The following is a 13,241-nucleotide window of genomic DNA, read 5'->3' as shown; positions in this document are numbered from 1 at the left end:
AGTGAGACAGTAGTCAGACATGGCGAAGATTCTACAGATCCGGTTGATGTGTCACAAAATGCCTGTCGGCGAAAAACTCAAATGAGAGCGGTATACTTTCATCAGTCGTTCATGGGCTTGCTTTCGACGCTCCTCAGCTCGCTTCTGCTCTTGCTCAATATCCTGATAGCCTTTTAATTGAGCGCGAAGTGCTTTAATTGCTGACTCAGCATCCTTTGCCTTCTTCGCGCCCTCTTCTAGCTTTTTGAGGTGAGAAAAATCACTAACTTGGCAAACCTCTGACATAAGACGAATTAAATCTAGCTGATAAATTTCCTCGTTTTTTGCCAGATGATCTACCAAGGTCACAACAATATTTCGCTTGTAGTCATCCCAGTTTAGCCGGGACAACACTTGAGAATCAGAGAGACATTGCGACAGAAAACTACGTAGCTCAGACTTATACCAGTAGACGAGTGTTAACGCCTCCTTCAACGCCTGTATGGCTGCTGGAGCGATTTTCTTCGGCATTAGTTACTCTCCCCTGGCATACAATTTTTTTTAGACGCCTTCAAGATATTCGGGTACTAGACAGCAGCCTATCTAACCCCGTAGCACCCCTTCGCGTAAACCGCAGCGTCTTCACTGCGACGAGATCCCGGTCACGATGTGACACATCATTACCCCGCTCCCCAACGTGACGACCAACGGCCCCGAACCCGTATCTATCGCAAACAGATAGCGCGCGGCTGAAAACGCAGAGTCAGAGAATCGATCCATCGCGCGCTCAAAACAACACGAACCGTAAGCGTTTTGCGCCTTTTATCACCCGCCTGCCCCCGGCGCAAGACGATCACCGCACCTCTTCCGCGCCCAGATCAGACAGAATGAATTTTGAGAGTCATTCGTATTATCATCCAACCACACCACTGAACCCCAAGACACGAACAGCCAGCCAATCCTCCGGCGCGGGAGGATCAGCGAGCGGCCCGGACAAACCGCCAGAGGTAAGCAACCATGTCCATCCGTTCGCCACGACGCTCCTTCCTGCTCGGTCTGACGCTCCTTGCGCCCGTCTGCCCGAGCCTCGCTCAAGACTCGACCGAAGTTGGCCTGCCTGCGATCAAGGTCACGGCGGTCAAAACCGACCGGGACAGTTTCTCGATCCCTGAATCGGTCAGTGTGCTCAACCGCCCGGTCATCGAGCGCGAGCAGCCGACCAATCTCGGGGATCTGCTGGAGGATCTGCCGAACGTCGCTGTCGGCGGCGGGCCGCGCGGTCAGGGCCAGACGGTGACGATCCGCGGGCTCTCGGACGAGCGCATCCTCTTTCTGATCGATGGGGCGCGGCAGAACTTCGTGCGCGGCCACAGCACCCGGATCTTCATCGAGCCGGATCTGCTGAGGCAGGTGGAGGTGCTGCGCGGGCCGGCGTCCGCACTCTGGGGCAGCGGCGCCATGGGCGGCGTGGTCGCGCTCGGCACGCTGGACGCGGCCGATCTGCTGCGTGCGGGCCAGACCTTCGGCGGACGGGTCAAACTCGGCTATCAGGACGGCAGCGACCAGTGGCTGACCAACGCCGGGGTCTATGGCATAACGGCGGACGGTCGCTTCGATTATCTGGTCGATCTGGCCTATCGGGATGCGGGCGATGTGCGGCTCGGCGACGGTACGGATCTGAGCAACTCGGCCTTCGAGCGTCTGTCGGGGCTGGCCAAGGGCACCTGGAGCCCGGACGGGATCAACAGCTTCGGACTCTCGTTCATGGCCTTCGATCAGGACGGCGCCATCCCGTCCAACCCGCAGATCGAAGCGACCGACGACACCCTGGTCGATAACAACACCCGTCAGCAGAATCTGACCCTGACCTATCGCCACGAAGACGCGGACAACGCCTATCTGCGCCCGTCCCTGCTCCTCTACCGCAACACGACGGACATTGAGGAGCGGCGGCTGTTCGACGGTCGCCGGGATGACACCAGCCTGGAAACCCTGGGGCTCGATCTGCGCAACAGCACGCGACTCGGCGACCCGGAGCGGTTCGGGCACGTCCTGACCTATGGTCTCGACTACTACCAGGACGAGGTGGAGGGGGAGCGTGACGGCCAGCCGCGCGACAGCTACCCGGATGGCAGGAGCGAGGTGTTCGGGCTCTATCTCCAGGACGAAATCAGCATCGCCAAACGCTGGACCCTGGTTCCCGGACTGCGCTGGGACAGCTTCAAGAGCGAGGCCGACGCCAGGGATCTGGACACCAACGAAGACGATGCCTTCTCCGCCAAGCTCGGTCTGGATGTCGCCGCCAACGACTGGCTGTCATTCCAGGCGAGTTATACCGAAGCCTTCCGCGCCCCGAGCGCGACCGAGCTGTTTGTCTCCGGCACCCACTTCACCTGCGGGCGCGGCTGCGCCAATCTTTTCGTCCCCAACCCGGATCTCGACCCCGAGAAGGCGCACAACAAGGAGATCGGTCTGCGTCTGCGCGATCAGGATCTGTTTGCCAGCGGCGACGAGGGCCGTTTCCAGGCGCGTGTCTTCCGCAATGACGTGACCGATTTCATTGACCAGATCGTCAACTTCACCATGCGCCCGGTGGCGGGCAACAGAGGCATGGGCGGCGTCACCGGCTTCCGCAACGTGCGCGATGCCCGGCTGGAAGGCTTCGAGCTGGAGGCCGACTACGAGACGCCGCGCTGGTGGGCGGGCATCGCCTACGCGCAGACGCGCGGCGAGGATGACCGCACCGGCGAGCCGCTCTCCAGCGTTCAGCCCGATACCTGGACCCTGGAGGCGGGGCTGCGCTTCCCGGCTCAGGGCGTCCGCGTCGGCTGGACCGGACGCTTCGTCGCCGCGCAGAACGAGGTGCCGGCAGATGGCACACCGTCCGACCGATACGATGTCCACGACCTCTGGCTGACCTGGAAGCCGGCGGACAGGCTCGCCGGATTCAGCCTGGAATTGGGTGTCGATAACCTGTTCGACGAGGATTATCAGCCCTACCTCTCGTCACTCCAGGCACCCGGTCGCAACATCAAGGCCGCCGTCAGCTATCGGTTCTGAACGCCGCCACGACGGATCGCCCTCGCGGGCGTCCGCCGGGCTTCCCGGCGTCATCTGATCGCGCTACAATTTAACAAGAACCATTCTCATCTTTAAGCCACTCTGCCCCCGCGCACTCGCTGCGATCCGGGCGCGAGCAGCCATTCACCTTCTTCACCGTTTTCACTGAGGTGCATGGCATGTCTCGACACGACGATCACTCCATTCAGGGTTCTGCCAGGACCGATTCTCCGCGTCATACGCCAGCCCCATCGGGGACGACGCCGTGGCTTGTCCTCGGTTCACTGAGCATGGTCCTGATGATCACGACCGTCCTGCACGCCAAAGGCGTCTCCCGCGACAGCCATGCGACGGCGATGGCCGAGACGACGATCGATCCAACCCTCATCGCGAACGCGCATTGGGAGCGCCGCTGGCTCCCGCAGGCGTCCCTGTTCTCGGTGGAGAGCGGCTGGGTTCAGTTGAGCGTGCGTCCGCAGGAACACCGGCTCGACGGACTCTTCATCATGGTCGGCGCCCGCACCGACAACGGCATTCTGCACGCCGCCCTGCCGCCGGGGGTCGAGAATCTGAAGGCAACCGTCCAATGCCGGGGGGCGGCGTTTGAGGTCGAGCATGATCATCTCGCCATTCAGGTGGGCAAGTGCCCGACACAGGGCTGTGTGGTCGAAGTGACCTGGACGCTGGATACGACGGACTGGCGGGCGGATGGCAACCGCTCCTGGCTCGGGCCGAACGGCTACCGGCTGCGCGCGGCCGATGTCATGCCGCGCCTGGGTCTGGATACAGACCGGATCGTGCAAACCCCAGCGGAGCGGATACGGCTGGGACTGACTCCGCAGCCGAGCCTTCCACCCCACGGCGCCGCACTCGCCGGCAATGCCGCCGCGCCCGCTGCCGACTGGCGCTGGATCGTGCGTCTCCAGGGCGTCGCGAGCGACCGGCCGGTTCGCCGTGGCAGTCTCAGCGGCCCGCTCGACTTCGCGGATGCCTGGATCCCGGATCCGGCCATGGCGTCCAACCTCCGGGATCGGGTCAGCAAAACGGATATTGAGCATGCAGCGCCTACGGGAATATAATGATAATGCTTTTCATCTGTATTCCATATCAAGAGAGCCTGCAATGAAACTGACCCATTTCATCGGACGCGCCTGCATCGGTCTTGTGGCCGCGATGGCCGCCCAGAACGCCGTCGCCGATCTCGCGCTCGCTCAGAAGAGCGGCTGCACCGTCTGTCACAGCGTCGATGCCGCCATCGTCGGCCCGGCTTACAAAGACGTTGCTGCCAAGTACAAGGGTGACGCCGCCGCAGCGGGGACGCTGGCGGCCAAGGTCAAGGCGGGCGGGGTGGGCGTCTGGGGTCAGATCCCGATGCCGCCGAACGTCGCCGTCAGCGAGGCTGACATCAAGACGCTGGTGACCTGGATTCTGAGCCTCTGACCGCTGCACCCCGGCCATAACAGCCGGGGTGGATCACGGCGGATGACGCCAATCGTCCAACCAAGGTGAAGCTAATCATGAGCAAGATCGGACTCTTTTTCGCGACGGATACCGGCAACACGCGCAAGATCGCCAAGCGGATTCAACGCGACTACTTCGACGAGGGCGTGGTGGAGATCTGCAACGTCGAGAAGGCGACGGCCGATCTGGTCGGCAGCTACGATGCGCTGATCTTCGGGACACCGACTGCCGGCGACGGCGAATATCCCGCAACCCTCCAGGACTTTCTGCCGCAACTCGACGAGATCGATTTCCACGGCAAGACGGTCGCACTCTATGGCCTGGGCGATCAGGTCGGTTATCCGCATGAGTTCGTCGATGCACTCGGCATGTTCTACGAGGAACTGGAATCGCGCGGGGCGAACATCGTGGGCTTCTGGCCGGTTGCGGGCTACGACCACGCGCTCTCGCGGGGCGACATGGGCGACGGCCATTTCTGCGGTCTGGTCCTGGATCTCGACAATCAGGCCGAGCTGACCGACAGCCGGCTCTCGACCTGGATCGCCGACATCAAGCCCGCACTGCTCGGCTCCGCGTAGCCGGGTGCGGGAGTCCGCATTGCCTGGAATTCACCTTAACGCGACCATCCCCGACCCCATTTGGAACCAGTGCCCGGCTTCGGCGCACCGCTCGGCTTGGGCTGCCAGGGTTTCGGGCCGACCTTGCGCGGGCGCGGCCTGCCGGGCGCGGTGAGTCCGGCCTGACCCATGAGCGTGGTCTGTTCCTCTTCGGTCAGCGGACGCCAGTTGCCGGTGAAGAGTCGCCGGCCCAGTTCGATATTGCCGTAGCGGATGCGGATCAGACGGCTGACGGTGCAGCCGGCGGCCTCCCACAGACGACGCACCTCGCGGTTGCGCCCTTCGCGCAGCACCACATGAAACCAGTGATTGGCCCCGGTTCCGCCCTGATCGGTGACGGCGTCGAATTTGGCCGGGCCGTCCTCCAGCTCGATGCCGGTCGTCAGACGCTCCAGGGTGCCGGGTGCGACCTCGCCGAGAATGCGGACGGCATATTCGCGCTCGATCTCGCGTGAGGGATGCATCAGCCGGTTGGCGAGCTCGCCGTCAGTGGTGAAGAGAATCAGCCCGGAGGTATTGATGTCGAGCCGACCGACCGCGATCCAGCGTCCCTCTTTCGGACGCGGCAGACGGCGGAAGACGGTCGGGCGCTCCTCGGGGTCGCGCCGGGTCACCAGTTCACCCTCGGGCTTGTGATAGGCGATGACCTGCGGCAGGGTTTCGCGCTGACGCTTGAGCTTCACATCGCGTCCGTCGAGCCGGACACGGTCGGCGGTGGTCGCCCGGTCGCCGAGTTTGGCCAGATCCCCGTTGACCCGCACCCGGCCCTCGCTGATCCAGCCCTCGATCTCGCGGCGCGAGCCCAGACCGGCCTCGGCCAGCAGTTTCTGGAGCCGGATCGGCTCCTCGGTGGCGTGTGACAGGGGGGGACGGCGGCTGTTGGGCATCGGGTTGTTTCCGGTATGAAAATCTGAAAAAACGGTGAAGGGGGCAAGCGAGGTGATCGTTTAGCAAGATGCCATCAATGAGACAGGATTAACAGGATGTCCCAGGATAGACAGAATTTTTAACCAATTGTATTTAATCCTGTTCATCCTGAAGAATCCTGTTAATCCTGTCTATTTTTAGCGAACACAGGTATGGGCCTTTCAGGAAGACGATTTAAAACGCCGCCCCGCTCTGTCTGCCCAGCTTTTTGAGGATCATCGCCAGCGGACAGAAGCCGGTAAAGGCCGACTGGAAGAGGTTGGCGCCAACAAAGACGGTGAACCAGAGCCAGTAAGGGCTGACGAAATGGGCCAGCGCCACGGAAATGAGGATGAAGGCGCCGGCAACGGCGAAAACGATCCGGTCGATGGACATGGAAACCTCTAAACTTGGGGTGTGATGATGCGGCAGATGGGGCGGATCTTAACATCAGAGCCGATGAATGAGTTCGATCACGCCCTTAATCGAACGGGCCGAGACAGGCGACAGATTCCATGGAAGCCAACGATTTTCCGCTGTTGATCAAAGGTCTGATGCAACCGGACGCCTATCCTCATCCGGCCGCGCCGGTGGTGCAGATCGAGACCCATATCTCGCATGTGCTGCTGGCCGGCGACTTCGCCTACAAGCTCAAAAAACCACTCGATCTCGGCTTTCTGGACTTTGCCACCCTGGAGCGTCGCCGTTTCTGCTGTGAAGAGGAACTGCGGCTCAACCGGCGACTGGCTGCCGACCTCTATCTTGATGTGGTCGCCATCGCCGGGACACCGGAGACGCCCCGCATCGGCGGCATCGGCCCGGTGCTGGAATACGCAGTCAAAATGAAGCGTTTTCCGCAGGAGTCGCTGCTGGATCGCCAGACAGTCTCCGGCGATCTCATGACCCGTCTGGCCGAGACGGTCGCCGATTTCCATGCGGACATCCCGGCCGCCGACCCTCTGGATCCGTTCGGTTCGCCGGCTCGGGTGCTGACGCCCATGCTCGACAATCTGCGCCCGGTGCGGCAGACCTTCCCGGAACAGCAGGCGCAACTGGAGCGGCTGGAGGACTGGACCCGCACCCGCCACGACAGACTGACAGCCATCATCGAGCGGCGACGCCAGCAGGGTTGCGTGCGCGAATGTCATGGCGACATGCATCGCGGCAACATCGCGCTGGTCGATGGCGAGATTCGCATTTTCGACGCCATCGAATTCAACCCCGACCTGCGCTGGATCGACACCGCCAGCGAGATCGCCTTTCTCGTCATGGATCTGGAGCAGGCGGGCGAAACGGTCTGTGCACGGATCTTTCTCAACCGCTATCTGGAACGCAGTGGCGATTATGGCGCGCTGGCCGTGCTCGATTTCTACAAGGTCTATCGCGCCCTGGTCAGGGCCAAGGTGCTGGCGATCCGTCTGGGACAGTCGGATCTGGATCCCGCTGCCGCCAGCGTGGCGCGCGACGACTGCCTGCGCTATCTGACGCTGGCCGAATCCTATACCCACCCCCGTCCCGCGCATCTGCTGATCGCCTGCGGTCTGTCCGGTTCGGGCAAGAGCCGTCTGTCGTTGCAGTTGCGGGAAGCCCTGCCGCTGATCCATCTGCGCTCGGACGTGGAGCGCAGACGTCTCTTCGGTCTGCACGAAACCGCCAGATCGCTGGCTCACATCGACTCGGGAATCTATTTCCCGCGTGCGACCGACTGGACCTATGACCGGCTCTATCGTCTGGCCGATGCGGCGCTCGCGAGCAGTTACGACGTGCTGGTGGACGCCACCTTCATTACCCGCAGCCGGCGCGAGCGGTTTCTGCATCTGGCTCATCGACGCGGTGCGGCATTCGCGATCCTTGCGCTCGACGCACCGCTGGACGTGCTGCGGCAGCGGGTACAGCAACGACTCAAAGCCGGAACGGACGCCTCCGAGGCCGATCTCGCGGTACTCGAACGCCAGTACGCCGGTCAGGAGCGGCTCAGTGACGAGGAACGGCTTCAGGCCATCCTGATCGATACCAGCCGGACGCCGCCGTTTCATGAAATCCTGAGACAAATCAAAACGGCGCTGGGCCTGGATACGGACGCCCCCTCGATTGCATCCCGCCACAACAAGCAGCGTCTTGCCGGATTGAAGGATTCTTGACGGGAACTGGCAATTTGGCGATGATCCCGCACGCAATATCCAGTAATCCAATAATAAAAATAATAGTTCAGTAATAAATTCGGCGCGGCTTTTGCCGTCGCTGCGTTTAATGCCCTGCTCGCGTGGCTCACGCGATCACGCTGCTCAACCCGCTCAGGCTGTCAACTGGGGTCAATCATGGCAACGACAGAAACCTTCTATGAGGTCATGCGCCGACAGGGCGTCACCCGTCGCAGCTTTCTCAAATTCTGTAGTCTGACGGCGGCATCTCTGGGGCTTGCCCCGGGCGTGACCGGTCAGATCGTGCAGGCGATGGAGACCAAACCGCGCACCCCGGTCATCTGGCTGCATGGCCTGGAGTGCACCTGCTGCTCCGAATCCTTCATCCGTTCCGCACACCCGCTGGTGTCGGACGTGGTGCTGTCGATGATCTCGCTGGATTACGACGACACCATCATGGCCTCCGCCGGACATCAGGCCGAGGCGATCCTCGATGAGATCCGCACCAAATACAAAGGCAACTATATCCTGGCTGTCGAAGGCAACGCGCCGCTGAACCAGGACGGCATGAGCTGCTTCATCGGCGGTCGGCCATTCGTCGAGCAGTTGCGCGAGATGGCCACTGACTGTCAGGCCGTCATCGCCTGGGGTTCCTGCGCCTCCTGGGGCTGCGTCCAGGCCGCTCATCCGAATCCGACCCAGGCCACGCCGATTCACAAGCTGATCCATGACAAACCCATCATCAAGGTGCCGGGCTGTCCGCCCATCGCGGAGGTCATGACCGGCGTCATCACCTACATGCTGACCTTCGACCGCATTCCCGAGCTGGATCGTCAGGGCCGGCCCAAGATGTTCTACGGCCAGCGCATCCATGACAAATGCTACCGCCGCCCGCACTTCGACGCCGGCCAGTTCGTCGAGGACTGGGACGACGAGGGCGCGCGCAAGGGCTACTGTCTCTACAAGATGGGCTGCAAGGGACCGACGACCTACAACGCCTGCTCGACCGTGCGCTGGAACAATGGGGTGTCGTTCCCCATCCAGTCAGGGCACGGCTGCATCGGCTGTTCCGAGGACGGCTTCTGGGACAAGGGCGGTTTCTACGATCATGTCACCGACACCCGCGTCTTCGGCATTGAGGCGAACGCCGACAAGGTTGGGATTGCCGCCGCCGGCACGGTCGGCGCAGCGATTGCGGCACACGCGACGGTGAGCGCCATTCAGCGCAGCAAGCAGAAAAATCAAAACAACGCGCGCCATGAGGAGAATGACAAGGCATGAGCGTCCAGACACCCAACGGCTTCCAGCTTGACACATCGGGCCGACGCATCGTCGTCGATCCAGTGACCCGCATCGAGGGTCACATGCGCTGCGAGGTCAATCTCGACGAAAACAATGTCATCCGCAACGCCGTCTCCACCGGCACCATGTGGCGCGGTCTCGAAGTCATCCTGCGCGGACGCGACCCGCGCGATGCCTGGGCCTTCACCGAGCGGATATGCGGTGTCTGTACCGGCACCCACGCCCTGACCTCGGTGCGGGCGGTCGAGGACGCGCTCGGGATCCAGATCCCGGAGAACGCCAATTCCATCCGCAACATCATGCAGTTGACACTCCAGGCGCATGATCATCTGGTGCATTTCTATCATCTGCATGCGCTCGACTGGGTGGACGTGGTCTCGGCGCTCAAGGCCGACCCCAAGGCGACCTCGGCGCTGGCGCAGTCGATCTCGGACTGGCCGCTGTCCTCGCCCGGCTATTTCCGCGATGTGCAGAACCGCGTCAAACGCTTCGTGGAATCCGGTCAGCTCGGCCCCTTCATGAACGGCTACTGGGGCAATCCGGCCTACAAGCTGCCGCCGGAGGCCAACCTGATGGCGGTGACGCACTATCTGGAAGCGCTCGATTTCCAGAAAGAGATCGTCAAGATCCACACCATCTACGGCGGCAAGAACCCGCATCCGAACTGGCTGGTCGGCGGCGTGCCCTGCGCCATCAATATCCATGACACCGGCGCCGTGGGTGCGGTCAACATGGAGCGGCTGAATCTGGTCTCATCCATTATCGACCGCACCATCGAGTTCATCGACAAGGTCTACATCCCCGACCTGCTGGCCATCGCGTCCTTCTATAAGGACTGGACCTATGGGGGCGGACTCAGCAGTCAGGCGCTCCTGTCCTATGGCGACATCCCGGACCGCGCCAACGACGATTCAGCCGAAAACCAGATGCTGCCGCGCGGCGCCATCGTCAACGGCAATCTCAACGAGATCCATGATGTCGATCTGCGCGACCCGGAGCAGATCCAGGAATTTGTCGCCCACTCCTGGTTCAGCTATCAGGACGAATCGAAAGGGCTGCATCCCTGGGATGGCGTCACCGAGCCCAACTTCGTGCTCGGTCCCAACACCAAGGGGAGCAATACCCGGATCGAGGAAATCGACGAGGCCGCCAAATACAGTTGGATCAAGGCGCCGCGCTGGCACGGCCACGCGATGGAAGTCGGCCCGCTGGCGCGCTGGGTGATCGGCTATGCCAAGGGCATCCCCGAGTTCAAGGAGCCGGTCGAAAAGGTGCTGACCGACCTGCAACTGCCGGTCGAGGCGCTCTTCTCCACCCTCGGACGCACCGCCGCACGCGGCCTGGAAGGTTCCTGGGCGGCGCACAAGATGCGCTATTTCCAGGACAAGCTGATGACCAATCTCAAGAACGGCGACAGCAGCACCGCCAACATCGAGAAGTGGGAGCCCCGAACCTGGCCCAAAGAGGCCAGGGGCGTGGGCACCACCGAGGCTCCGCGCGGCGCGCTGGGTCACTGGATTGTCATCAAAGAGGGCAAGATCGAGAACTATCAGGCCGTGGTCCCGACCACCTGGAACGGCTCGCCGCGCGATCCGGCGGGCAACATCGGCGCCTTCGAGGCGGCCCTGCTGAATACGCCGGTGGCGGTGGCCGATCAGCCGCTGGAAATCCTGCGCACCCTGCACAGCTTCGACCCCTGCCTGGCCTGCTCGACCCATGTCATGAGCCCGGATGGCGAGGAACTGACGCGGGTGAAGGTTCGCTGAAATGTCTTGAGTTTTTGAACCGCCAGGGCGCGAAGGACGCAAAGACGCTGAGAAATATATTTGGACAGGATCAACAGGATTTCCCAGGATGGAAAGGATTTTTCAAGCCATTGTTTTCAATCTTGTTAACCCTGAATCGTACTGTTAATCCTGTCCATAACCGGTGTGTTCTTCGCGCCTTGGCGGTTCAAACCCCCTCAATCTTCCAACTCGGAGGCTGATTTCATGTATACCGGCGTCCCAACGGTCAAGCAGACCGCCGTTTACGTCTATCAGGCCCCGGTGCGGATCTGGCACTGGGTCACGGCGCTTTCCATCACCATCCTGGCCATCACCGGCTATCTGATCGGGAGCCCGCTCCCGACCCTGCCCGGCGAGGCCAGCGATCATTATCTGATGGGTTATATCCGCTTCTTCCATTTCGCGGCGGCCTACATCTTCATCGTCGGTTTTCTCTTTCGGATCTACTGGGCCTTCGTCGGGAACAGCTATTCCCGTCAGTTGTTCTCCCTGCCCTTCTGGCGCAGACGCTTCTGGAGCGAACTGGCGCATGAGCTCCGCTGGTACGCCTTTCTCGAAAAGGAGCCGCGCAAATACATCGGTCACAACCCACTCGCGCATCTGTTCATGGTCGTCATCATCACGGTCGGCGGACTGGTGATGATCGTCACCGGCCTGGCGCTCTATTCCGAGCAGAGCGGGCTCGGGAGCTGGCAGGACGAACTCTTCGGCTGGGTCATTCCCTTCGTCGGCCAGAGCCAGGATGTGCGCATGTGGCACCATTGGGGCATGTGGATCATCGTCGTTTTCGTCATGCTGCATGTCTACACCGCCATCCGCGAGGACATCATGTCGCGCCAGAGCCTGATCAGTACCATGATCAGCGGCTGGCGCATGTTCAAGGATGATCGCCCATGAGTGAGGCGCCGTCTGACCCCAATGTCCTCCTGCTCGGCATCGGCAACGTCCTCTGGGCCGACGAAGGCTTTGGCGTGCGGGTGGTCGAGGCGCTTGCAGGCCGTTATCGCTTCGGACCCAATGTGCGTCTGCTGGATGGCGGCACCCAGGGGATTTATCTGGTGGATCACATCCGCTGGGCCGAGGTGCTGGTGGTGTTCGACGCCATCGACTACGGCCTGCCGCCCGGCACGCTCAAACTGGTCGAAGATGATGAGGTGCCCAGATTCATGGGCGCCAAAAAGATGAGCCTGCATCAGACCGGCTTCCAGGAGGTGCTGGCGCTGGCCGATCTGCTCGGCGATTACCCGCGCCATCTGCTCCTGATCGGCGTGCAGCCGGTTGAACTGGACGACTTCGGCGGCAGTCTGCGCCCTGAGATCAAGGCCCGGATCGAGCCGGCCATCGCCGCCGCACTTGATTATCTGGGGCGATTTGGCGTGCACTGGGACAGGGTCGAAGACACCCCGGACATGCATCAGGACATGCCCCATCCATCTCTGCATCTCGACCGTTATGAAGCGGATCGACCAAGTCCTGAAGTGGCGTGCCGCATCGGCGATCCGCGCGTGCTGGCGCGGCGGGCGGTCGGCTGATGTGTATCGGCATTCCGATGCAGGTCATCGAATCCGGCCCCATCCGGGCTTGGTGCGACGATGGCGGCGAACGCCAGCAGGTGGACATGCAACTGGTCGGCGACCAGCCGCCGGGCGCCTGGGTGCTGGTCTTTCTCGGCGCGGCGCGTGAGGTCATGGACCCCACCCATGCCCTGCGGGTACGCGATGCGCTGGTCGCCATGCAGGTCGCGCTCGACGGACAGCCGGTGGATCATCTCTTTGCCGATCTCATCGACCGCGAACCTCGGCTCCCGGAACACCTCAGATCCTAAACCGCGTTCGGAAGCGACGGGCATCTTTTCGAGCGAAAGCAAGCCTGGCGGCGACCAAGATGTTCGGTGGACGCGGTTTAGTATTTTAAATTTTTCAACACCTTAAACCGCGCCAGCGATCATGGTCGTCGATGCCGCCAAAGTCGATCCAAACCAATAACAC

13 protein-coding genes are annotated in these 13,241 nt (G+C 61.8%); 10 read left to right on the top strand and 3 right to left on the bottom strand.

Features of this window, described 5'->3' with window-relative positions:
- Window positions 1-51: 51 nt before the first annotated feature.
- Window positions 52-510 (bottom strand): hypothetical protein, encoded by a 459-nt coding sequence (locus EDC35_RS08150; RefSeq protein WP_132976734.1) that lies wholly within the window; start codon window positions 508-510, stop codon window positions 52-54.
- Window positions 511-996: 486 nt separating this feature from the next.
- Here EDC35_RS08150 and EDC35_RS08145 point away from each other — a divergent pair, with 486 nt between their 5' ends.
- From EDC35_RS08145 to EDC35_RS08130, 4 genes are all read left to right on the top strand, one after another.
- Window positions 997-3,039 (top strand): TonB-dependent hemoglobin/transferrin/lactoferrin family receptor, encoded by a 2,043-nt coding sequence (locus EDC35_RS08145; protein WP_132976733.1) that lies wholly within the window; start codon window positions 997-999, stop codon window positions 3,037-3,039.
- Window positions 3,040-3,338: 299 nt separating this feature from the next.
- Window positions 3,339-4,118: a hypothetical protein gene (locus EDC35_RS08140; protein WP_132976732.1), complete on the top strand. Its 780-nt coding sequence runs from the start codon at window positions 3,339-3,341 to the stop codon at window positions 4,116-4,118.
- Window positions 4,119-4,161: 43 nt separating this feature from the next.
- Window positions 4,162-4,479: a c-type cytochrome gene (locus tag EDC35_RS08135; RefSeq protein WP_243651532.1), complete on the top strand. Its 318-nt coding sequence runs from the start codon at window positions 4,162-4,164 to the stop codon at window positions 4,477-4,479.
- 77 nt (window positions 4,480-4,556) lie between these two features.
- Window positions 4,557-5,078, top strand: a complete 522-nt coding sequence (locus tag EDC35_RS08130; RefSeq protein ID WP_132976731.1) for a flavodoxin — start codon at window positions 4,557-4,559, stop codon at window positions 5,076-5,078.
- A gap of 35 nt (window positions 5,079-5,113) precedes the next feature.
- Here EDC35_RS08130 and rluB read toward each other — a convergent pair whose 3' ends face one another.
- Together rluB and EDC35_RS08120 are read right to left on the bottom strand one after the other, a co-directional pair.
- On the bottom strand, window positions 5,114-6,004 hold the full coding sequence (rluB, locus tag EDC35_RS08125; RefSeq protein WP_132976730.1) for a 23S rRNA pseudouridine(2605) synthase RluB: 891 nt from the start codon (window positions 6,002-6,004) through the stop codon (window positions 5,114-5,116).
- A gap of 214 nt (window positions 6,005-6,218) precedes the next feature.
- Window positions 6,219-6,419, bottom strand: coding sequence for a YgaP family membrane protein (locus tag EDC35_RS08120; RefSeq protein WP_132976729.1), 201 nt, complete (start codon window positions 6,417-6,419; stop codon window positions 6,219-6,221).
- Between the two features lie 119 nt (window positions 6,420-6,538).
- Here EDC35_RS08120 and EDC35_RS08115 point away from each other — a divergent pair, with 119 nt between their 5' ends.
- The 6 genes from EDC35_RS08115 to EDC35_RS08090 all read left to right on the top strand — a co-directional run bounded on the left by EDC35_RS08115 (window position 6,539) and on the right by EDC35_RS08090 (window position 13,078).
- Window positions 6,539-8,164: a bifunctional aminoglycoside phosphotransferase/ATP-binding protein gene (locus EDC35_RS08115; protein WP_132976728.1), complete on the top strand. Its 1,626-nt coding sequence runs from the start codon at window positions 6,539-6,541 to the stop codon at window positions 8,162-8,164.
- Between the two features lie 177 nt (window positions 8,165-8,341).
- Window positions 8,342-9,445 carry a hydrogenase small subunit gene (locus EDC35_RS08110; RefSeq protein ID WP_132976727.1) on the top strand — a complete coding sequence of 368 codons (1,104 nt, stop codon included), beginning with the start codon at window positions 8,342-8,344 and terminating at the stop codon, window positions 9,443-9,445.
- The gene (locus EDC35_RS08105; protein ID WP_132976726.1) at window positions 9,442-11,232 is read left to right on the top strand and encodes a nickel-dependent hydrogenase large subunit; all 1,791 of its coding nucleotides are present in this window, start codon (window positions 9,442-9,444) and stop codon (window positions 11,230-11,232) included. The genes EDC35_RS08110 and EDC35_RS08105 overlap by 4 nt, the downstream gene beginning before the upstream one ends.
- Before the next feature lie 225 nt (window positions 11,233-11,457).
- Window positions 11,458-12,150 carry a Ni/Fe-hydrogenase, b-type cytochrome subunit gene (cybH, locus tag EDC35_RS08100; RefSeq protein WP_132976725.1) on the top strand — a complete coding sequence of 231 codons (693 nt, stop codon included), beginning with the start codon at window positions 11,458-11,460 and terminating at the stop codon, window positions 12,148-12,150.
- Window positions 12,147-12,785: a HyaD/HybD family hydrogenase maturation endopeptidase gene (locus tag EDC35_RS08095; RefSeq protein ID WP_132976724.1), complete on the top strand. Its 639-nt coding sequence runs from the start codon at window positions 12,147-12,149 to the stop codon at window positions 12,783-12,785. Before cybH ends, EDC35_RS08095 begins: the two co-directional genes overlap by 4 nt.
- Entirely contained in the window at window positions 12,785-13,078 is a 294-nt protein-coding gene (locus EDC35_RS08090; RefSeq protein ID WP_132976723.1) for a HypC/HybG/HupF family hydrogenase formation chaperone, read from the top strand. Before EDC35_RS08095 ends, EDC35_RS08090 begins: the two co-directional genes overlap by 1 nt.
- Window positions 13,079-13,241: the final 163 nt, after the last annotated feature.

Source organism: Thiobaca trueperi (assembly GCF_004342175.1).
GTDB lineage: Bacteria > Pseudomonadota > Gammaproteobacteria > Chromatiales > Chromatiaceae > Thiobaca > Thiobaca trueperi.
Note: the sequence above shows the minus strand (reverse complement) of the source record. Positions and strands in the feature narration are given on the sequence as shown.